General features: G+C 49.5%; 21 protein-coding genes and 1 pseudogene. 14 read left to right on the forward strand and 8 right to left on the reverse strand.

Translation table 11 applies throughout. The features are described 5' to 3' along the window. Nucleotides 1–537: 537 nt before the first annotated feature. From D3H35_RS00640 to D3H35_RS30520, 8 genes and pseudogenes are all read right to left on the reverse strand, one after another. Entirely contained in the window at nucleotides 538–729 is a 192-nt protein-coding gene (locus D3H35_RS00640; RefSeq protein WP_119147334.1) for a hypothetical protein, read from the reverse strand. A gap of 41 nt (nucleotides 730–770) precedes the next feature. Next, entirely contained in the window at nucleotides 771–1196 is a 426-nt protein-coding gene (locus tag D3H35_RS00645; protein ID WP_158593874.1) for a Ger(x)C family spore germination C-terminal domain-containing protein, read from the reverse strand. Nucleotides 1197–1207: 11 nt separating this feature from the next. Next, nucleotides 1208–1465 (reverse strand): hypothetical protein, encoded by a 258-nt coding sequence (locus tag D3H35_RS00650; protein ID WP_119147336.1) that lies wholly within the window; start codon nucleotides 1463–1465, stop codon nucleotides 1208–1210. Nucleotides 1466–1476: 11 nt separating this feature from the next. After that, on the reverse strand, nucleotides 1477–1761 hold the full coding sequence (locus D3H35_RS00655) for a Ger(x)C family spore germination protein (RefSeq protein ID WP_119147337.1): 285 nt from the start codon (nucleotides 1759–1761) through the stop codon (nucleotides 1477–1479). A gap of 177 nt (nucleotides 1762–1938) precedes the next feature. Then, nucleotides 1939–2720, reverse strand: a pseudogene (locus D3H35_RS31765) (spore germination protein). 222 nt (nucleotides 2721–2942) lie between these two features. Beyond that, nucleotides 2943–3359 (reverse strand): spore germination protein, encoded by a 417-nt coding sequence (locus tag D3H35_RS31775; RefSeq protein WP_233567670.1) that lies wholly within the window; start codon nucleotides 3357–3359, stop codon nucleotides 2943–2945. Next, a complete protein-coding gene (locus D3H35_RS30515) occupies nucleotides 3356–3499 on the reverse strand; it encodes a hypothetical protein (RefSeq protein ID WP_158593875.1) in 144 nt (47 codons plus the stop codon). Before D3H35_RS30515 ends, D3H35_RS31775 begins: the two co-directional genes overlap by 4 nt. 43 nt (nucleotides 3500–3542) lie before the next feature. Beyond that, nucleotides 3543–3683: a hypothetical protein gene (locus D3H35_RS30520; protein WP_158593876.1), complete on the reverse strand. Its 141-nt coding sequence runs from the start codon at nucleotides 3681–3683 to the stop codon at nucleotides 3543–3545. A gap of 261 nt (nucleotides 3684–3944) precedes the next feature. Between D3H35_RS30520 and D3H35_RS00670 the strand changes: the two genes are divergently transcribed. The 14 genes from D3H35_RS00670 to D3H35_RS00735 all read left to right on the forward strand — a co-directional run bounded on the left by D3H35_RS00670 (nucleotide 3945) and on the right by D3H35_RS00735 (nucleotide 20450). Then, on the forward strand, nucleotides 3945–4298 hold the full coding sequence (locus tag D3H35_RS00670) for a hypothetical protein (RefSeq protein WP_119147339.1): 354 nt from the start codon (nucleotides 3945–3947) through the stop codon (nucleotides 4296–4298). Further along, complete coding sequence (locus D3H35_RS00675) at nucleotides 4295–5776, forward strand: spore germination protein (protein WP_119147340.1); 1482 nt, start codon at nucleotides 4295–4297, stop codon at nucleotides 5774–5776. The genes D3H35_RS00670 and D3H35_RS00675 overlap by 4 nt, the downstream gene beginning before the upstream one ends. Beyond that, nucleotides 5773–6903 (forward strand): Ger(x)C family spore germination protein, encoded by a 1131-nt coding sequence (locus D3H35_RS00680; protein ID WP_119147341.1) that lies wholly within the window; start codon nucleotides 5773–5775, stop codon nucleotides 6901–6903. The genes D3H35_RS00675 and D3H35_RS00680 overlap by 4 nt, the downstream gene beginning before the upstream one ends. 41 nt (nucleotides 6904–6944) lie before the next feature. Next, the gene (locus D3H35_RS00685) at nucleotides 6945–7136 is read left to right on the forward strand and encodes a hypothetical protein (protein ID WP_119147334.1); all 192 of its coding nucleotides are present in this window, start codon (nucleotides 6945–6947) and stop codon (nucleotides 7134–7136) included. A gap of 456 nt (nucleotides 7137–7592) precedes the next feature. Continuing rightward, nucleotides 7593–8078, forward strand: a complete 486-nt coding sequence (lspA, locus tag D3H35_RS00690) for a signal peptidase II (RefSeq protein WP_119147342.1) — start codon at nucleotides 7593–7595, stop codon at nucleotides 8076–8078. A 509-nt stretch (nucleotides 8079–8587) separates the two neighbouring features. Continuing rightward, nucleotides 8588–9301: a polyphosphate polymerase domain-containing protein gene (locus D3H35_RS00695; protein ID WP_119147395.1), complete on the forward strand. Its 714-nt coding sequence runs from the start codon at nucleotides 8588–8590 to the stop codon at nucleotides 9299–9301. Between the two features lies 1 nt (nucleotide 9302). Continuing rightward, nucleotides 9303–10022 carry a DUF4956 domain-containing protein gene (locus D3H35_RS00700; protein ID WP_119147343.1) on the forward strand — a complete coding sequence of 240 codons (720 nt, stop codon included), beginning with the start codon at nucleotides 9303–9305 and terminating at the stop codon, nucleotides 10020–10022. A gap of 14 nt (nucleotides 10023–10036) precedes the next feature. Next, nucleotides 10037–11821 carry a CotH kinase family protein gene (locus D3H35_RS00705; protein WP_119147344.1) on the forward strand — a complete coding sequence of 595 codons (1785 nt, stop codon included), beginning with the start codon at nucleotides 10037–10039 and terminating at the stop codon, nucleotides 11819–11821. Nucleotides 11822–11861: 40 nt separating this feature from the next. Then, complete coding sequence (locus D3H35_RS00710; protein WP_147355689.1) at nucleotides 11862–13334, forward strand: hypothetical protein; 1473 nt, start codon at nucleotides 11862–11864, stop codon at nucleotides 13332–13334. Between the two features lie 5 nt (nucleotides 13335–13339). Further along, nucleotides 13340–13978: a response regulator transcription factor gene (locus D3H35_RS00715; RefSeq protein WP_119147346.1), complete on the forward strand. Its 639-nt coding sequence runs from the start codon at nucleotides 13340–13342 to the stop codon at nucleotides 13976–13978. Further along, nucleotides 13975–15300: a sensor histidine kinase gene (locus D3H35_RS00720; RefSeq protein WP_119147347.1), complete on the forward strand. Its 1326-nt coding sequence runs from the start codon at nucleotides 13975–13977 to the stop codon at nucleotides 15298–15300. The genes D3H35_RS00715 and D3H35_RS00720 overlap by 4 nt, the downstream gene beginning before the upstream one ends. A gap of 355 nt (nucleotides 15301–15655) precedes the next feature. Continuing rightward, nucleotides 15656–18025 carry a hypothetical protein gene (locus tag D3H35_RS00725; RefSeq protein ID WP_119147348.1) on the forward strand — a complete coding sequence of 790 codons (2370 nt, stop codon included), beginning with the start codon at nucleotides 15656–15658 and terminating at the stop codon, nucleotides 18023–18025. Then, complete coding sequence (locus tag D3H35_RS00730; protein ID WP_158593877.1) at nucleotides 18022–18816, forward strand: fibronectin type III domain-containing protein; 795 nt, start codon at nucleotides 18022–18024, stop codon at nucleotides 18814–18816. Before D3H35_RS00725 ends, D3H35_RS00730 begins: the two co-directional genes overlap by 4 nt. Continuing rightward, on the forward strand, nucleotides 18813–20450 hold the full coding sequence (locus tag D3H35_RS00735) for an S-layer homology domain-containing protein (protein ID WP_119147350.1): 1638 nt from the start codon (nucleotides 18813–18815) through the stop codon (nucleotides 20448–20450). Before D3H35_RS00730 ends, D3H35_RS00735 begins: the two co-directional genes overlap by 4 nt. The last annotated feature ends 394 nt before the right edge of the window (nucleotides 20451–20844 follow it).

The following is a 20844-nucleotide window of genomic DNA, read 5'->3' on the forward strand; positions in this document are numbered from 1 at the left end:
AATGACATCGTCCATTCGATGGCCAGCTTGGAAAGCAAGTCGATCGCCGCCACCTCGAGCGCCGATATCCGTAAAAAATCATCGCCGCATTCCTCCGTTCCCTCCCTACCTATACGTACGCCGCTCGAAAGGGCTTCAAAATGGTTGTTCTTCGCTCTACACTGTGACATCTGCTACTCCGCCGACTACGAGCCCGAATTGTGATGCACAACACCGCTACATCGACGGAAAGCAACTATGTATCTAAGTCTTTGACGGACAGCACGTTCATTTACATGCAAACCATACCGTTAAATCTGTGCTCGATCCTTAACTTAGCGCTTTTACCTGTATATCATACAGTTATTGCAACTATCGCAGCTCCGCGCAAGAGAAAAAGGGTAATATTACCTGCACCTTCTGCAGTTAGTCACCCTGTCAATTTATATAGAGTAAATTAGCTGTAGGAATGCAGCTAAGTCCTCTAATGAGATGACTAAGAAAGCACGCACACGGATCGTAACTGTCGTCTGCCTTTGGCGCGTAAACCGGTGTAAATCATGCACCTTTGGAACCTTCGATTGACTTCGGAGTGAAGGCTGCGTAACGTTGGTTTGCAAGCTGCTGCCGTCCGAACGAACAGCAAAGCAATTCCAGCAACACCAGCAATTCCAGCAATTCCAGCAATTCCAGCAATTCCAGCATTTCCAGCATTTCCAGCAACACCAACCATTCCAGCCATTGATGCATTCCCGACTTGAAAGCAGCATCGAAACTGTTCGCAAAATCCGCTAGTCGGTCCTGCCCTTGTATTTTCCGGTGTTCGTCAATTCCACTTTAACTTCGACTTTTCCAAGGGAATCCTCCTTGAGGAAGAATGGCTCCTCTGCGATCAATTTGCGATAAATACGCGGATAGTCCCGGTATAGAGCGTGCCTTAGAAAATACGGATCGCATTTGGCCTTCAGCCCGTAGCGGTAAGTATTCAGCAAATCGTTCTTGATCACTTCGGCCGCTTCCTTCCCCAATAACGCCACCGATTCGTTTTTGTTTAATTCAATAATGTAGCCTGTCAGCTTTGCGCGAATGTCGAACTTAACCGTTCCGTTGCGAACGGTCGGCAATACGCGGAATCGCGAGCTGATCAGAGCGACCGAAGCTGCGACTTCTCCTTCACTTGGAACGTTGATGATGACGTTGCTTATTTTTCTAGCCATCCAGCGCATTCCTACCATTTCCGGCTCGGGAGATGCGCGTTCATCTTCCTGTTTTCGAAGAAATAGACGCCAGCCAAACGCAGCATCGGCTTCTTCTCTTTTTCTTCGTTCCACGAAGCTCTATCTATTCGAATGGCCGGCATCGCTCCCGAATGGCCGGGCTCCGATATTTGCGCGATGAATTTATTGCCGGTAATGGGAGTGAAGATTTGTTCGGGCGTATACATAAGCGTGTCGAGCGGCGATAGATTAAAGATCGATTTTTGCACGAAAATATCGGTCAGCTTCTCTTTCGTACCGAAGACGTTAATGTTGTACCGAACTTCGCGGTACCGGTGATCGCTTCGATTACCTCGTTGATCGGACGCTTCAGCACGTCTTCGGTGAGTACGATTACTTTGACATGTCCCCAGTAGACGCTTTTTTGCGAAGTTTCCTTGATTTTGCCCAAAGCTTCCGCCAGCGTTTTGCCCGTGCTTTTTCCGACCCAGATGGGAATGGACTTGCCTAGCTCTGCGTTCTCGGTTTTGGCGACATTAGTGAAATTAAGCACTTGCATGTACATATGATACTACTGATCTTCCGAGTAATCGATCCCGATTGCCGTAACGTAAGCTAGATTTTGAACGTCTTTGGAATTCCAGCAGCCGGGAGTATGGCTAGAAGAAGCAGGCTCGCCCCGACGATTAATCGCAACCTCCTCATCCTTCTCATTCTCACTGATGATCGGAGTCGCCCGGCTTCAAAAACAACGGCCTTTTTCATGAATTGCCAAGGCACGCGCAAATAAGAAACGCCAGCATCGAGTTGAATCGGAGGAGACAGCGCCCCCATATATGCAACCCCGAACGATTGAAGCCGGGACAAATAAGCGCGCGAGCACGATCATGCCCAGTATGATACCGAACATGCCCAGAAAAGCTCCCATCGCGAAAAAGAACAGCCTCAAAATGCTAATGATGGTGCTCAGCGACTGATTGACCAGCGTAACACCCGATACGGCCGTTATTGCTCCGACCACGACGATCGACGGGGAGACAAGTCCCGCGCGGATTGCGGCATCGCCGATAATCAGACCGCCGATCGACGTTAGCGTCTGACCGATGGAGCTTGGCAGCCGCACTCCCGCTTCGCGGAACACTTCAAGCAGCATGAGCAGCAGAAACATTTCCATTTGCACCGACATGGGCAGACCCAAACGCGCGACGGAAATTGTAGCCATGAGCCGGAATGGGATTTGATCCTGGTGAAATGCCAAGAGGGCGACCCAAATCCCGGGAAGGAAAAGGGATATGAACAAGCTTGCCCCCCTTACGACCCGGGCGAAAGATACGTAAGCGTAATTAAAATGAATGTCTTCGGCGATTTCAGAATGAGCGACAGCTCCGCGGGACCGATCAGCGCCAGCGGGCTTCCGTCCACGATGAGAACGAAGCGGCCTGCCAGCAAGCTGTTCACCGTGTAATCGGGCCTTCCCGTCGATGCGAACAGCGGAAACATCGAATACTTCGAATCCGCTATCATTTCTTCGATTTGGCCTGAGCCGTAGATGCCGTCGATGTCTATTTAGCGCTTTTTACCTCCTCAAACACGTCAGCGGGAATAATGTGTCGAAAGTAAAAGAAGCGATCTATCCCGTCTTCTTCTTCGTGTCTTCTTGCGTTCGTGCACAGCTTCCGCCGCTCCTGCGAATCAGAGCCACATTGCGATGTCCTGCCACAAAGCCGTTTTGGGTCGTCTTTAATCTTAAATTTCGGTGTTGGATTCCGAAGGTGAGCGACGCGGGAGGTTGCCTATGCTAAGCCGATATGCCGTACCGGATTGCAGAATGAAAATGAGCAGATCGCCTTGAAAGACGCTCTCGCTCAATTGTCCGGAAGTTGGCGTTTCGTCAAAAGTCACCAGGGGAAGCTTGCCGGCCATCCATACGGAATCGTCGTCCAACGTCCCTTTCTCGCTGACCAGCTTGCTTAGTCCCGGAAGTACGACGAGTCCGATTTGGGAGCTGTCGCATAGTCCGTCGCTGTAAGCAAGCACAATATCGGTTGAAGAATCGTCGCCGATTTGACATTTTTGAACAATGACGTCGGCCGAATTTCGAAATAGCTCCCGGACTCTATCTTCCGACCATTTCGGCTCCTCTTTCGAACGGGCCTCGCTCATGCCGCTTCCTTCTTGGCCGGTCTGCCAAGCAACGAAATGAACAGCCAGACGAAGAAAACGGACATAACAACCAGGAGCGATATCGGAAAATAGTATTCGTACATCCACAAATAAAACGTGTACTCATTGACGGGTATCATGGAAATGATCACGAAGCTGAAAATAATGGCAATGATCAGCCAGTTACGGCGCGAGGCCTTCGAGCTTGACCGAATCGGCAGCATATCGACCAGCAAGAAACACCGACAAGCCGACTCGTACGATCGCTCCAGACAGCCATTGGTAGATCGAAAAAAAGTCGACGTGCTCCCACGTAACTGCCAAGCTTGACAAAGCCTCCATTGCTCATAGGGCGATTCCATCTGCTCGCCGCTTCAACGGGGCCGAATTCCGTAATCGAGCCGATGACGGGACCGATCATAATATAGGTCGGAGATCGTGTTTCTCGTTATGCAGCACCGCCTGTCGACCAAAATATCCGTATGGAAAATGCTCGTTTTTGCCGCCAATCTCCACCATATATTATGATCCGGTCCCGTCATCGGCGCGATTACGAATTCGGCCCCGTTGAAAGCGGCGAAGCAGATGGAATCGCCCTATGAGCAATGGAGGCTTGTCAAGCTTGGCAGTTACGTGGAGCACGTCGACTTTTTTTCGATCTACCAATGGCTGTCTGGAGCGATCGTACGAGTCGGCTTGTCGGTGTTTCTGCTGGTCGATATGCTGCCGATTCGTCAAGCTCGCGCCCGTAACTGGCTGATCATTGCCATTATTTTCAGCTTCGTGATCATTTCCATGATACCCGTCAATGAGTACACGTTTTATTTGTGGATGTACGAATACTATTTTCCGATATCGCTCCTGGTTGTTATGTCCGTTTTCTTCGTCTGGCTGTTCATTTCGTTGCTTGGCAGACCGGCCAAGAAGGAAGCGGCATGAGCGAGGCCCGTTCGAAAGAGGAGCCGAAATGGTCGGAAGATAGAGTCCGGGAGCTATTTCGAAATTCGGCCGACGTCATTGTTCAAAAATGTCAAATCGGCGACGATTCTTCAACCGATATTGTGCTTGCTTACAGCGACGGACTATGCGACAGCTCCCAAATCGGACTCGTCGTACTTCCGGGACTAAGCAAGCTGGTCAGCGAGAAAGGGACGTTGGACGACGATTCCGTATGGATGGCCGGCAAGCTTCCCCTGGTGACTTTTGACGAAACGCCAACTTCCGGACAATTGAGCGAGAGCGTCTTTCAAGGCGATCTGCTCATTTTCATTCTGCAATCCGGTACGGCATATCGGCTTAGCATAGGCAACCTCCCGCGTCGCTCACCTTCGGAATCCAACACCGAAATTTCGATTAAGGGACCCAAAGACGGCTTTGTGGAGGACATCGTCGTTAATGTGGCTCTGATTCGCAAGCGGATACGGAGCAGCGATCTGTGCAACGAAAGCTTCACGATAGGCAGAAGAACGAAGACGAGGATATCGCTTCTTTACTTTCACGACATTATTTCCCCTGACGTGTTGAAGGAGGTAAAAAGGCGCTTATCCCAAATAGACATCGACGGCATCTACGGCTCAGGCCAAATCGAAGAAATGATAGCGGATTCGAAGTATTCGATGTTTCCGCTGTTCGCATCGACGGGAAGGCCCGATTACACGGTGAACAGCTTGCTGGCAGGCCGCTTCGTTCTCATCGTGGACGGAAGCCCGCTGGCGCTGATCGGTCCCGCGGAGCTGTCGCTCATTCTGAAATCGCCCGAAGACATTCATTTTAATTACGCTTACGTATCTTTCGCCCGGGTCGTAAGGGGGGCAAGCTTGTTCATATCCCTTTTCCTTCCCGGGATTTGGGTCGCCCTCTTGGCATTTCACCAGGATCAAATCCCATTCCGGCTCATGGCTACAATTTCCGTCGCGCGTTTGGGTCTGCCCATGTCGGTGCAAATGGAAATGTTTCTGCTGCTCATGCTGCTTGAAGTGTTCCGCGAAGCGGGAGTGCGGCTGCCAAGCTCCATCGGTCAGACGCTAACGTCGATCGGCGGTCTGATTATCGGCGATGCCGCAATCCGCGCGGGACTTGTCTCCCCGTCGATCGTCGTGGTCGGAGCAATAACGGCCGTATCGGGTGTTACGCTGGTCAATCAGTCGCTGAGCACCATCATTAGCATTTTGAGGCTGTTCTTTTTCGCGATGGGAGCTTTTCTGGGCATGTTCGGTATCATACTGGGCATGATCGTGCTCGCCGCTTATTTGTCCCGGCTTCAATCGTTCGGGGTTGCATATATGGGGGCGCTGTCTCCTCCGCGATTCAACTCGATGCTGCGTTCTTATTTGCGCGTGCCTTGGCAATTCATGAAAAAAAGGCCGTTGTTTTTGAAGCCGGGCGACTCCGATCATCAGGGAGATGAGAAGGAATGAGGAGGTTGCGATTAATCGTCGGGGCGAGCCTGCTTCTTCTAGCCATACTCCCCGGCTGCTGGAATTCCAAAGACGTTCAAAATCTAGCTTACGTTACGGCAATCGGGATCGATTACTCGGAAGATCAGTATCATATGTACATGCAAGTGCTTAATTTCACTAATGTCGCCAAAACCGAGAACGCAGAGCTAGGCAAGTCCATTCCCATCTGGGTCGGAAAAAGCACGGGCAAAACGCTGGCGGAAGCTTTGGGCAAAATCAAGGAAACTTCGCAAAAAAGCGTCTACTGGGGACATGTCAAAGTAATCGTACTCACCGAAGACGTGCTGAAGCGTCCGATCAACGAGGTAATCGAAGCGATCAACCGGTACCGCGAAGTTCGGTACAACATTAACGTCTTCGGTACGAAAGAGAAGCTGACCGATATTTTCGTGCAAAAATCGATCTTTAATCTATCGCCGCTCGACACGCTTATGTATACGCCCGAACAAATCTTCACTCCCATTACCGGCAATAAATTCATCGCGCAAATATCGGAGCCCGGCCATTCGGGAGCGATGCCGGCCATTCGAATAGATAGAGCTTCGTGGAACGAAGAAAAAGAGAAGAAGCCGATGCTGCGTTTGGCTGGCGTCTATTTCTTCGAAAACAGGAAGATGAACGCGCATCTCCCCGAGCCGGAAATGGTAGGAATGCGCTGGATGGCTAGAAAAATAAGCAACGTCATCATCAACGTTCCAAGTGAAGGAGAAGTCGCAGCTTCGGTCGCTCTGATCAGCTCGCGATTCCGCGTATTGCCGACCGTTCGCAACGGAACGGTTAAGTTCGACATTCGCGCAAAGCTGACAGGCTACATTATTGAATTAAACAAAAACGAATCGGTGGCGTTATTGGGGAAGGAAGCGGCCGAAGTGATCAAGAACGATTTGCTGAATACTTACCGCTACGGGCTGAAGGCCAAATGCGATCCGTATTTTCTAAGGCACGCTCTATACCGGGACTATCCGCGTATTTATCGCAAATTGATCGCAGAGGAGCCATTCTTCCTCAAGGAGGATTCCCTTGGAAAAGTCGAAGTTAAAGTGGAATTGACGAACACCGGAAAATACAAGGGCAGGACCGACTAGCGGATTTTGCGAACAGTTTCGATGCTGCTTTCAAGTCGGGAATGCATCAATGGCTGGAATGGTTGGTGTTGCTGGAAATGCTGGAAATGCTGGAATTGCTGGAATTGCTGGAATTGCTGGAATTGCTGGTGTTGCTGGAATTGCTTTGCTGTTCGTTCGGACGGCAGCAGCTTGCAAACCAACGTTACGCAGCCTTCACTCCGAAGTCAATCGAAGGTTCCAAAGGTGCATGATTTACACCGGTTTACGCGCCAAAGGCAGACGACAGTTACGATCCGTGTGCGTGCTTTCTTAGTCATCTCATTAGAGGACTTAGCTGCATTCCCTACAGCTAATTTACTCTATAATAAATTGACAGGGTGACTAACTGCAGAAGGTGCAGGTAATATTACCCTTTTCTCTTGCGCGGAGCTGCGATAGTTGCAATAACTGTATGATATACAGGTAAAAGCGCTAAGTTAAGGATCGAGCACAGATTTAACGGTATGGTTTGCATGTAAATGAACGTGCTGTCCGTCAAAGACTTAGATACATAGTTGCTTTCCGTCGATGTAGCGGTGTTGTGCATCACAATTCCGGCTCGTAGTCGGCGGAGTAGCAGATGTCACAGTGTAGAGCGAAGAACAACCATTTTGAAGCCCTTTCGAGCGGCGTACGTATAGGTAGGGAGGGAACGGAGGAATGCGGCGATGATTTTTTACGGAATAGCGCTCGGAGTGGCGGCGATCGACTTGCTTTCCAAGCTGGCCATCGAATGGACGATGTCATTGGGCGATACGTTGAATGTTTGGGATTCGGTCATTCACTTCGAACTGTACAAGAACAGCGGAGCGGCGGGAAGCTCGTTTCAAGGCTATGCCCGTTTTTTTGCCGTGTTGGCGATTTTGTTCATCTGGTTTGCCGTTCGCTACAAAAGACAAGGAAAAGCGAAGGATCGGGTACTGGAGATCGGGCTGGCTGTGCTTGTCGGAGGAGCGGCGGGAAACGGAGTCGAACGGCTGTTGTTCGGCGAGGTGACGGATTTTCTCGTATTCGGCTCAAGGTCGGGGATTATGAATATCGCCGATTTGGCCATTAACGCGGGGGTCGTACTTCTAATAGTCGGAATATGGCGTCAGAATCGCACGGAACGACGCGTAACTCTAAAGGCGACCGGCGCTTCAACCGAAGAATAAGAACGAAGACCGCCCTGGGGCGGTCTTTTTTCATCTATAGCATGATTCAAAAAAGTTTCCGCGCGTACGGAACGATCCCCTCCATGAGAAAGAAATGAGCTGAGTTCCTCATGAAAAACTCCGCACTCCTGTTCGAGCCTGTCAGGCTGGCGGATGTCCTCAAGAAAACGTCCCACTATCCCGTCCGCTCAGAAGCAGTAGGGGTCCCCGAATAATGTCCCACTATCCCGTCCGCTCAGAAGCAGTAGGGGTCCCCGAATAACGTCCCACTATCCCGTCCGCTCAGAAGCAGTAGATTCCCGGAACAGCGTTTTTCTGAACGGAAGGGATAACCATACTCCGAAACCTCGAGGATTCGCTGGGGAGCGCCGCCTAACAAGCACGCATGACCTTGGTACGCCTCGTTTTCCGCTTGTCATTCAGTAAACTCTCAGCCCATTTTAATCTTAGAATCATTAACGGATTGTAAAGTGAATGTTAACTCAATGTAAAGGAACGAGGTGTTACTCATAAATACAAAGCTGAAATACCGACACGAATTAAAGTATTACATGAATAAGCATCAGCATCAAATCATTCGACGGCAATTGAAAGGCTTGCTGAAGCCCGACAAATACGCTGGGCCGGAAGGAGAATATCATATTCGCAGCCTTTATTTTGACGATATCGACAATAAAGCGCTGCATGAGAAGCTTGGAGGAGTCCGAGACCGGGAAAAGTACCGAATTCGGATATATAACCGCTCCGACAAAGTCATTCATCTGGAGAAAAAAATCAAGTTCAACGACTTCATTACGAAGGTGAAGGAGCCGCTTTCCAGGGAGACCTACGACAGGATCATGGCAGGAGATATCGAGGCGCTCAACGTGCCCGAAAAACCGCTGCTTGCGGAAATGTATTACCAGATGAAAAACCGGCTGCTCAGGCCGAAAGTCATCGTCGATTATGTCCGCGAGGCGTATACGGCGATCACCGGCAATGTCCGCATTACTTTTGACAAACAGCTGAAAACGGGTCTCAACAAGCATAATATTTTCGATCCGAATTTGGCTATGATCAACGCTTTCGATGAAGAAGTCATCGTACTGGAAGTGAAGTACGACGAGTACATTCCCGAATACATCCGGACCGCGGTGCAAACCGAAGGACTCGTGAGGCAATCGAATTCCAAATACGTTATTTGCCGCAAGCTGCTGAAATTCAACACCTGGGAGGACCAATAAGATGGATACGAATGCACCAACGACAACGACTGCGAATGAGTCGACGAACTTTTCGGATATTTTGAAGAAATCGGTATTGGACAATTTCACCTCTAATATTAGCCCTTCGCAAATTATCATTTCTCTGATGGTGGCTTTCTTCATCGGACTTTTCATTTACATTTTGTACAAACGGATTTTTAGCGGGATTTTGTATTCCAAAAGCTTCAACGTCTCGCTGATCGGCATGACGCTCGTTACCGCCATGGTCATTATCGCGGTCAACTCGAACCTTGTATTGTCGCTCGGTATGGTCGGCGCATTGTCGATCGTGCGGTTTCGTACTCCGATCAAGGACCCGACCGATCTGATCTTTCTGTTCTGGGCGGCCGCAGCCGGCATCGTAACGGGAGCCGGGTTCTATTCGCTGGCGGTTATCGGTTCCGTCATTATCGGTCTTGTAATGTTTGTTTTCGTGAAGAAAGCGTCGTTCGAAACTCCGTATTTGCTTGTCGTCAACTGCGAAGGAGACGAAAGCGAAAAGTCGGTTCACGAGAAGCTAAATACGCATGCCAAACGATTTAACGTCAAGCAAAAAACGATTACGGAAGGCAACATCGAGATGACGATCGAGGTGCGATTGAAGGACAGCGAGCCGCAGTTCGTGAACGAAATATCCGCGCTGGGCGGGGTAAGAAACGCCGTATTGATCAGCTATAGCGGCGATTACGTATCCCAATAACAGGCGGTGAAAAAATGAGGAACAAATGGGCTTTGCCGATGGTGTCCGCTTTTTTTGCAGTCCTTCTCGTTGTCGGCATCGTGTGGAACGGCTCGATAAGCGATAACGGTGCCGACGGCAAGCAAGCAGGCGCGACCGTATCGGAAAATACGCAGAAAATCGAAGAGAATGTCTTTCCGCGAAACAAAGTGGTCGACGTGAAAATTACGATCGACAAGGAAGAGTTTCAAGATATGTTGGACAACGCTTCGGCGGAGGAGCTTCATTCGGCGTCCGTCGAGTACAACGGCATCAGGATGGATAACGTAGGCATTCGAACGAAGGGGAACTTGAGCCTGCGAAGCGTCGTAAATTCCGATTCCGACCGTTACAGCTTTAAGCTGTCGTTCGATGAATATATCGACAGCCAGACGATGTACGGCATCAGCAAAATCAACCTGAACAACAATTACAGCGATGCGACGTACATGAGGGAGTTTCTGACTTATGAGCTCGCCGCGGAAATGGGGCTTCCGACGCCGGAATTTTCTTACGTTAACGTCTATGTGAACGGAGAGCTGTGGGGCTTTTACTTGGCGATCGAACAGGTCGGCGATGCGTATCTTGAGCGCAACTTCGGCGATTCGAAGGGCTCGCTCTACAAAGCAGAGTTCGGCATGGGAGCGAACATGAACGGCGGGGATTTGCTCTGGCAGGACGACAATATCGAATCGTATTCGGCGCTTGTGCAGAAGTCCAAAAAAGCCGACGACGATTTGCTGATCGCCATGTTGGACGAGTTGAACAACGGTACCGACTACGAAAAAGTGCTCGACGTAGAGAACGCGTTGAAGTATATTGCTCTTAATGCGGTAACGTACAATATGGACAGCTATTTGGGCTCCAATAAGCAAAACTATTATTTGTACGAGGATGATGGCATCTTTTCGGTTTTGCCGTGGGACTACAATATGGCGTTCGGCGGTATGGGTGGGGGCGGAGGTTCTTCCATTCTGATCGATGAGCCTACACAGGGAGCCGTATCCGAGAGGCCGCTCGTTTCGAAGCTTTTGGCTGTGGATAAATACAAAACGAATTATCACGAAATTATCGCAAAAATGATAGAAGGTTACTTGTCGGACGATAAGTTCGAAGCGCGGGTGAAGGAGATTCAAGAGTTGATTTCTCCTTATGTGAAGCAGGACCCTCGCCCTTTTTACACGTACGATCAGTACGAAAGTGCGATTCCGCAGCTCGTCTCGTTCACGAGCAACGTTGTAACGAGCGTATCCGGGCAGCTTGACGGCACCAGCGCGTCGTCCGGCGACGGAAGCGGCAGCGGGGGCGGAATGGGCGGTCCGGGCGGCGGGTTCGGCGGATTCGGAGGCGAACAGGGCGGTCAAGGCGGGCCGATGGGCCAAGCCGCGCCGGGCAATACAGGGAACGGACAAAATGGTCAAGCTGTGCCGGGCAATACGGAGAACGGTCAGAATGGTCAAGCCGCGCCGGGCAATGCGGGGAACAGGCAAAATGGTCAAGCCGCGCCGGGCAATGCTGGGGACGGCCAAACTGGTCAAGCTGCGCCGAACGGGCAAATGCCTGGCGGCGGTCTCGGCGACTTTGGCGGAATGGGCGGTGGTCCCGGCGGAATGGGTGGCTTCCCTGGCGGAATGGGCGGCGGTCCCGGCGGTTTCGGAATGCCCGATCAAGGCCAAGCGCAGACCACGGGCAGCTCGGATGCCTTTTTCACAACGCTTATTGCCTTAGCCGCTCTAGGGTTGACGGGATTGTTCGTTACTTTCTACAAACGCAAACGTTAATTTCATGCCGGGCTAACGCAGATTATGGGGGAGAGACGAAGTGGACAGACCAAAAGATAGAGGGGGGAGGCTGCTCCCCTTTTTTCTCTTTTCGATCGTGATTGTCGCAATCGAAATACGAATGCTGCTCGCCAGCCGTTATCAAGGATTCATATCCGACCAAGGCTTGTTTATTCACTGGATGGAAACGATTCGGCAATACGGGCTGGGCGAAGCGTACATTCAAAACGGAAGCATTAATTACCCTCCTTTATTTTTGATGTTGATGGATGGGTATGGCAAGGTGTTGTCCTTGTTCGGTACGTCAGCGCTGATCGGAACGCTATCGTTCAAAGGCATTGTGGTGCTCGTTGATTTTGCGGCTATGTTGGCGGCAATTAAGCTGTCTGCCGGAATTCGGAGCTCAGGCTGGCGATTGTTCATTCTGGCATTATTCGCTTTGAATCCGGTATTGATCGCCGGTGGCGCCGTTTGGGGGCAGATCGACATGCTCCACAGCTTGCTGATGGTACTTGCAATCGTATCGCTGACGAAAAAAACATGGCTTAGCGGCGTATGGGCGGCGCTTGCTTTATTGACAAAATTTCAGGCTGTAACGATACTGCCGATCATCGGAATCTATTTATTAATAGAGGCGTTTCGTAATCGGAGATGGAAGCCGTCCATCGGCTGGCTCGGGGGCTTCGCCGTTCCTTGGCTTGTAACGGTCGGTTATTTTGCCTCGGCAGGCGGCCTAAAAGAGATGATTAAGCTCGCCTATACGGATGCTGTAGGCATGTACACCAGCGCTACGGTTAACGCGGCTAATATTTGGTTCCATGTCGTCGGAATCGATCCATCCTCGGACGATACGACGCCTTTTCTGCTGGGGATGTCGCTTCGAACGTTCAGCCTTCTCCTTTTTGCCGCTGCGGCTTTGTTCATTTGCGTCTACGAATGGATCGCCACGCGCTCGGGTGACATTGAAGCGGTGCTGCTCAAAGCGTCCTGCGCGATGGGCTTCGCTTTTTTCATGCTGCCTACGGAAATCCATGAACGTTACGGTATTCCTGCGCTTGTTTTCGCTCTTTTCGTTGTTTTGCACGATAGAAGATGGTTAGTGGCTGCGGTTGGCATGTCCGTAACGATGCTGGTCAACATATTGGTGGTAATGCAGGATGCAGCATCGGGAAGATTCGGAGGCCGTGGAAACGGAGACGGGTTAGGGCGACGCGGCTTTGGCAGCGGAAGAGGCTTTGAGAATGGAGGAGGGCTTGGCAACGGAAGAGGTCCCGGAAGCGGCTCGGACTTCGGCGCCGACACTCCTTTCGGGAGCGGACGATCTCCGATCGGCGGAGGCCCGGGTACGACTATGGCTGCAAGCTACACTTGGATCGCTGTCGTCAACGTTCTGCTGCTCATATGGCTGCTGTGGGTTATGTGGTATGAAATGAGGCAAGTGAGGCAAGTGAGGCAACTGAAAGAGCTCGCTGACCAAGAGATGGGGCAGCCTCGACAAGTCGGCCAAAGGTGATAGAGATGCAAATTGAGATTTTGCTAGTCGAAGACGATCCGGTATGGAGAGTTATGCTGACTCGTTTTATTAATAATGAAGCGGATCTGCATGTTATTCACGCGGTGGAAACAAAGGAAGCCGCCGTTCTTTATTGCGCCGACAACGATGTGGATGTCGTTCTAATGGACATCAATCTTTCCGGCAATAATTTGGATGGGATACAGGCAACTTTAGAGCTTAGTTTGTCGGGGAGCAGTGCAAAAGTGATCGCCCTGACCTCGTTGAACGATGAAAGCGTTATTTTGGATGCGTATACAGCCGGGGTGTTGCATTATGTATCCAAGGGTGATTTTCGGAAAATTCCATATGTAGTGAGAGAAGTGATGAATTCAGCCTCATCGCAAGAGATTCTTGTGAAAGAATATAAACGCTTGAAAGAAGCTGAGCAGTACAGCAAGCTAACCGCCGCCGAGAAAGAGATCGTTATGCTCTGCGAGGCGGGGAATGGACGGGCATTCATTATGGATGCGCTTGGAAAGGCAGAAGGCACGCTGAAAAATCAAATAACGAGCATTCTGCGAAAATTTAACGTAAGATCGATGAAAGATGCCATTCGGAAAATAAAGAGCAGAGGGTTGGATATTAGGGAGACGGACGAATGATCATCATATTCACCATTGTAGTGGCACTGGCAACGATTATTTTATGGGTTAACCCTAGAAATTTGTCGCTGCGGTGGCTAAGTACATCTCTTTATACGGTAGGGTTCAGTGCATTATGCTACTATGTCGATTCAGGGCTTAGCTATGCGCCGGATTTGCTGATCAATTCGATGAATTTCGTTGCAGATGCCGCAATAGCCTATTCCTTCGGCATGTTCGGCGTTGTTTATTCGGGATTATTCAATAGAACATATCGAGATAGACTGGCAATGGCAGGATTGCTTCTGTTCGTCATGATATGGATGCTGACCCCGCTAGCTTCCTCCCGACATATCAATTACGAAGGGTATAATGGCTTGCCGACAGTGCTGTTTGAAGCGCTATTTTTGATCATGGGCGTTGTTCTTTTGATCGTGGCCTACCTCAGGGAGAATCAACCATTTAAGAAAATCGAGCGGATGTTAACTAATTTGATAGTGGTACCAACCATGCTATGGATTTGGATTTGCTACTTTTGTTACCTACTAGGCTACGATTTGTGGCAGTACAATTACATTGCAGCTATCAGCTTCTTATTTCTATTTGTAATCATCGGGGCGAAAAAGGGAGTTCTCGGGGTAAAAATAAGAATAGAAATGTTGAAGGCGGACGCTTCATTACATATATTGCAAGGCAGTTCAAGCTTTATTAACCATATGATAAAAAATGAAGTCGGCAAAATAGACATTTTGCTTCATCAGCTAAGACATAACCTCCAAGCGTATCCTGAGCCAGGTCCGGCAGCCGAATCCGAGGAAATGATCGCGATGGCTGCCGACTCCGTCTCCCACATTCAATCGATGATGAATAAAATCAATGAGAGAGTCCAGACCATTGAGGTGAATCTTCAGAAAAACAATGTATGGCCCATGATGGAACAATGTCTGGATCGCTTGGAAAAGACGGTTGGAACCGACGTAATAGTGAAACGGAATTTCAAAGCAGTATCCGATGTATATTTTGATCCGGTTCATATGAAGGAAGTCATTCATAATATGGTGAGCAATGCAGTCGAGGCGATGGATCGTCGCGGAGTACTGACGGCGAGCCTGTTCGAGACAAAGAAAGAGGTCATCCTGACCATTCAAGATACGGGAAAAGGAATTTCTGTGGAATTGCTCTCAACGATCTTCGACCCGTTCTATTCGACCAAGAAGATGAGCAATCATTATGGTTTAGGATTGTATTATTGTAAGAATGTCATGGCGAAACATAACGGATCTATTCATGTCGAAAGCACGCAAGGAAAAGGGACTAGCTTTTACATTCGTCTGCCTAAATGAATACGGTCTAATCTGTCAAACACCGCTCATCCTTGAGCGGTGTTTTGCTTTGGTCCTATAAAAAATAGGCGTTACGGTCTATTATAGATGTCTTTTATAATATCCTCGACTATGACTTTTGGATTATTTTGCCGAAATGGGGGAGATGAGGAAGTGCGTAAAACGATTAAAAAGTTTTTGTTAGGCGCGATGGCTCTGTCGTTAACGATACCGGGGTGCTGGTTCAAGGAGAAAACCGAGCTAACGCTGCGTCGACTGCGGGAGAGAATCCGCTCACTTACGGCACTTTGGCAACAAAAAGTTCTCCGCGAATGGACGGGAACATGTCATTTGGACAAGCGGCAGCAATATTTTTGTGTATGACGTAAGCAGCAAGAAGGAACAGCAGCTCACGACTAGCGGCAAAGCCTACACTCCGGACATTAATGGAAATTTGGTCGTATGGGCGGAGAATCGCGGCAAGTCATTGGATATTTATACATATAATCTTAGCACCAGCCAGGAAACGCAAATTACGAATACGGACTCGCTAAATGAGACAAGCCCTGTTATCGCAGGGGAGAACATTGTGTACAGCATCAGCAAGGGAATCTACCTGTATGAGATCGACAAGTCAGCCTCGAAGAAAATCAACACCTTAGCGGACAACGACAGCAGCGCCCAAATCAGCTTTTCCGCCTCGGGAGATCGCGTTGCATGGTATGAAAATACATTGAACTCCGGTACGGGAAAAAGAGAAACGGCTGTTTATACGTATACGATTAGCGAAGATAAAACAGACACGATCGCGACCGGTAAAAATCAGCAAAAACCTTCCATTTATGAGGACAAGCTAGTATGGGAGGACAGGCAGTCGGATGAACAGTCTTATTCGACGATTTACTTCTATGATCTTAGCCAGCAAGAAGGAAAGTTTCTTGATTTCAGCGGGAAAAGTCAGTCCAGTCCGGTGATCTATGAGGATAACGTAGCATGGATCGATGGACGGAGCGGAACCAACCAAATCTACGTCTACAATCTGACCGCCAGCTCAGGGGAAACGATAACGACCTCGAACGGTGCCAAAGCCTCTGTCGATATTTACGAAGATACTTTGGTCTGGTCAGTCAGCTCCAATATATACTCCAACAAGGATATCGGCCCGAGCGCTGCTGATGCCGTGAATCAGGCAGTCGATGTGAAAGCGTTGAAAAATTTGCTTGAAAATCAAGAGATCGGATTGACTCTGGGTTCCTATTCAGGGTGGAAGAACGGGGATAAGGATGCGGTCGTTGCTAATGTTTTTGCCGCTCGTCCTGACCAAGGCTACGCTAGCGTGGCCGATGTGCAAACCGCGTTCGACAACGCTTTGACGAGCCGGACTCCGCTAGCTAACGTAAACCTTGCAACCAATGTGGCGACATTGGCGGAAGCGCTGGAGGACACGAAGCTGCAACTGGATTTGACGGCGTTGGCAGCATTGAACGAAACGGATCGAGATGCGGCTCTCCATGCGATGCTGACGGATCGTCCTTCCAATGGATACGCTTCCAAGGAGAATTTGCAGATCGCGGTTATCGCCGCCGTGCTGTCCTGGACGACGTCTTCGTGGAAATATGTCGGCGAGCAGGCGATGAAAGGATGGTTTGGCGATTTGGCGGTCAACCGTCAAGGCAAACTCTATGTCGCTTATCAAGATAATGAAAATCAAGATAAAGCTACGGTCAAAACGTTCGACGGAACAAGCTGGCAGACGGTGGGCAGCGCAGGACTATCGGCCGGTGCGATTCAAACGGCGATGGCATTGTCCTTCGACAGCAACGACCGTCCTTATGTAGCCTACTCGGATTCCACCAAGGGGAATAAAGTTACGGTCAAGAGGTTTGACGGAACGGCATGGCAGCTCGTTGGCAGCGAAGGCTTTTCGGAGGATTACCCTTTCTATCTTTCGATGGTCATCGATAAAGACAATGTGCCTTATGTGGGGTATCGGGCGTCAAACCGCGGGTATGTGAAGAAGTTCAACGGCACGAGCTGGGTGAATGCCGGAACGGGCGCGCTTGCTTCCGGGGATATCTCCTATCTGTCGATGGATCTTGATAGCAGCGGAACGCCTTATGTGGCTTTTGAAGGTTCGGACGGGAAAGCCGTAGTGAAAAAGCTGTCGGGGAGCAGTTGGAACGATGTAGGAAATCCGGGTAACACAGGTCCGGCCTACTATATGCAATTTGCTTTAGGCGCCAACGACACCCCTTATGTCGCTTATGTGGATACTCAGGATGAGATGAAGCTAGTCGTCCTGCAATATTCCGGTGGGAGCTGGGTTCGTGTAAACATCCAGAATCCTCCTAAGCTCCAAACGCCGCATTTTGATTTTGCTATTTACAAAGGAACTCTTTATATTACTCTTTATGACGTTACGCATGAAAAAAGAGCCACGCTTATGAAGCTGGTCTCGGGAGTTTGGACATCGGTGGACAGTCCGGGGTTTACCGATGGCTCTGTGGACATTGAGATTAGCAAGTTTGTTTTCTTTAACGATGTCGTTTATATCGGATTTTTGAACCGATACAGCCCGATAAGCAATACAACGACGGTTATATCCAACAATAATTTGAATGGCGATCCTACTTATTCGATCGGGGCGCTCGGCGACAATACCTTGCTTCCGCTGGATGCCGGATATGCATCGGGCAAGCAGGAGACAAGATCGATTGCAATTCAAAAGACGGGCTCGGGGATTTGACCAACCTGAAGGTGGAGCTAAGCGGTACGAATGTCGAAGCCTTCGAGCTCACACAACCGGCTGCTGCAACTTTGACCAAAGGTAAGCCGGTAACTACCTTTACGGTCAAAGCGAAGGACGGCCTGGCTTCGGGAACGTACACGGCAACCTTAACCGTGAAGGCAGACGAAATAGCTGACGCGACGTTTGCCGTAACGCAAGTAGTAAATGAAACATCGACAAATACCTATACGATAGAGGCACTGGAAGACCAGACGTTAAGCGCATTAACGGCCGGATATACTCCGGGAACGCAAGAGACGAAGACGGTCGCGGTTACCCGCACAGGCACGGGCGACTTGAGTAATCTGGCTGTATCGTTAACCGGAGCCAACGCTGCCGATTTTGTAATCACGCAGCCTGCTGCATCGCTGTTGAACGAAGAAACGCCGTCAACCACCTTTACGGTGAAAGCGAAGGACGAATTGGCCGCAGGAACGTATACGGCAACCGTAACGGTGAAAGCGAACAATCTGACCGATGCAACGTTTACCGTAACGCAAGTGGTGAACTTGCCCAATGCTCCTGCGAATCCGCAAAACCTTACGGCTGCAAGAGGAGATCGTCAAGTAACTCTGAACTGGAATACGGTAACGGGAGCGACCTATTACAACGTATATATGGCAACGGCTTCAGGTCAATTTAGCCAATCTGCCTTGGCAACGGTAACGAACCCTACGTATAATGTTCAAAATTTAACAAATGGTACGACCTATTATTTTGTGGTGAAAGCAGGCAGCTTGGGGGAATGAGCGCGGAATCCAACGAAGCCAGCGCGACTCCCGCCGCTATTCCGGCAGCGCCAACGAATGTTTCGGCAGTCGCTGGCGATGGACGAGCGACCATTACCTTTACGGCTCCGACCGATATTGGCGGAAGTGCGATTACGGGGTATGAAGTGACAGCTTCTTCAGGAAACGTTGTCTTAAGAGGAACGGCAAGTCCTATAACGGTCACAGGCCTGAACAATGGTACGAGCTATACCTTTACGGTGAAGGCAATCAATAGTGTGGGCAGCAGTGCGCCTTCTGCCGAATCCAATGCAGTTGTCCCAAAATCTTCGTCCAACGGCGGCAACAATAACGGCAATACGCCATCCGAACAAGAAACTTCAACGCCACCGCAAACCGGCAATACGGGCATGGACGTACTCGTCAATGGGAAAGTCGAGAAAATCGGAGCGGCAACAACTAGCGAAGTAAATAATCAGACCGTAACTACGGTAGCTATCGACCAGAAAAAGCTGGAAGACAAGCTAGCGGCAGCGGGCCAGGGCGCTCGGGTCACGATTCCGGTGAACGCCAAGTCCGATGTGGTCATTGGGGAGCTTAACGGACAGTCGGTTAAAAACATGGAAGAAAAGCAAGCCACTCTAGAGATCAAAACGGATAATGCGACGTATACGCTTCCTGCGCAACAAATTAACATCGACTCTTTGTCCGAGCAGTTTGGAAAGTCGGTCGCTTTGCAAGAGATTAAGATTCAGATTGAAATCGCCAAACCGACAGCGGACACTTTGAAAATAGTTGAGAATGCAGCAGCGAAAGGAACTTTTACGATAATCGCATCGCCGATTGAATTTACGGTAAGAGCCTCGTACAATCGTACAACTATTGAAGTGTCGAAGTTCAACGCTTATGTGGAACGCACCATTGCGATTCCGGACGGTGTTGATCCGAACAAGATTACAACAGGAATTGTTGTCGATCCTGACGGAACGGTACGTCACGTACCGACAAAGGTCGTTGTGATCGATGGCAAGTTTTATGCGAAGATAAGCAGTTTGACGAACAGCACGTACTCTATAGTTTGGCATCCGCTCGAATTCAGCGATGTGTCGAACCACTGGGCGAAAAATGCAGTCAACGATATGGGCTCGCGAATGGTGATCAGCGGAATCGGCAATGACCGGTTCAGCCCCGACCGAGACATTACTCGCGCTGAATTTGCAGCCATTATCGTTCAAGGATTAGGTCTCAAGCTGGAAAAGGGAGAGAGCGCCTTCTCGGACGTGCAGGCGTCGGATTGGCATAGCAGCGCCATTAAGACGGCTTATGCCTATCGCCTGATCAACGGCTTTGAAGACGGAACCTTCCGACCGAATGACAAGATCACGCGCGAACAGGCGATGGTCATCATAGCTAAGGCCATGACCATCACGAATTTGAAAGCGAAGCTTTCCGCCCCATTGATTGACTCGACGCTTCGTTCATTTGCGGATGCGGCGGAGGCATCGTCTTGGGCGCAAAGCAGTATTGCCGATTGCGTACAGACTGGCATTATATCGGGAAGAAGCAGCACGGAGCTCGCGCCGAAAAATTACATTACTAGAGCCGAGGTTGCGGCGAGTGTGGCGCAGTTGCTCAAAAAATCAGAGCTAATCTAATTTCGTCAACGTCATCTCGGCAACAGGATAAGGACAATCCTTCGACAGCGGTAAATAGCTGTTGAAGAATTGTCCTTTTTTTCTCATGTTTCTCATTCATGTCAGGTTCTTCAATGCTTTTGAAATACTAGGCATCATCTTCAAATAAAAATGAAAACGCTTAATAAATACAGACTTACTCTTATTATGAGAATAAATTTTAAATCCGGTCTCGTCCTCATATCGGATTTTATAGGCCATAGCTCCTATTGGACTATTTTTAACCGAATCAAAAGTGGAAATATATTGAAATCGATTACGCACATTCCAATTACCTGAATAGCATCGTTCTAATCGGATTTCCTTGTATTTTTCTGGGTTTAATGACTTTTCTGCGATTTCGAAGATTAAGACC

This window comes from Cohnella faecalis (assembly GCF_003570905.1).
GTDB lineage: Bacteria > Bacillota > Bacilli > Paenibacillales > Paenibacillaceae > Cohnella > Cohnella faecalis.

Coding starts and splice junctions, on each gene's coding strand:
- D3H35_RS00680 (WP_119147341.1), top strand. CDS start 5,773: ATGAGGAGGTTGCGATTAATCGTCGGGGCGAGCCTGCTTCTTCTAGCC.
- lspA (WP_119147342.1), top strand. CDS start 7,593: ATGATTTTTTACGGAATAGCGCTCGGAGTGGCGGCGATCGACTTGCTT.
- D3H35_RS00640 (WP_119147334.1), bottom strand. CDS start 729: ATGCATCAATGGCTGGAATGGTTGGTGTTGCTGGAAATGCTGGAAATG.
- D3H35_RS00645 (WP_158593874.1), bottom strand. CDS start 1,196: ATGGCTAGAAAAATAAGCAACGTCATCATCAACGTTCCAAGTGAAGGA.
- D3H35_RS00735 (WP_119147350.1), top strand. CDS start 18,813: ATGAGCGCGGAATCCAACGAAGCCAGCGCGACTCCCGCCGCTATTCCG.
- D3H35_RS00685 (WP_119147334.1), top strand. CDS start 6,945: ATGCATCAATGGCTGGAATGGTTGGTGTTGCTGGAAATGCTGGAAATG.
- D3H35_RS00675 (WP_119147340.1), top strand. CDS start 4,295: ATGAGCGAGGCCCGTTCGAAAGAGGAGCCGAAATGGTCGGAAGATAGA.
- D3H35_RS00700 (WP_119147343.1), top strand. CDS start 9,303: ATGGATACGAATGCACCAACGACAACGACTGCGAATGAGTCGACGAAC.
- D3H35_RS00705 (WP_119147344.1), top strand. CDS start 10,037: ATGAGGAACAAATGGGCTTTGCCGATGGTGTCCGCTTTTTTTGCAGTC.
- D3H35_RS31775 (WP_233567670.1), bottom strand. CDS start 3,359: ATGAGCGAGGCCCGTTCGAAAGAGGAGCCGAAATGGTCGGAAGATAGA.
- D3H35_RS00670 (WP_119147339.1), top strand. CDS start 3,945: ATGGAATCGCCCTATGAGCAATGGAGGCTTGTCAAGCTTGGCAGTTAC.
- D3H35_RS00655 (WP_119147337.1), bottom strand. CDS start 1,761: ATGTACATGCAAGTGCTTAATTTCACTAATGTCGCCAAAACCGAGAAC.
- D3H35_RS30515 (WP_158593875.1), bottom strand. CDS start 3,499: ATGATACCCGTCAATGAGTACACGTTTTATTTGTGGATGTACGAATAC.
- D3H35_RS00715 (WP_119147346.1), top strand. CDS start 13,340: ATGCAAATTGAGATTTTGCTAGTCGAAGACGATCCGGTATGGAGAGTT.
- D3H35_RS00720 (WP_119147347.1), top strand. CDS start 13,975: ATGATCATCATATTCACCATTGTAGTGGCACTGGCAACGATTATTTTA.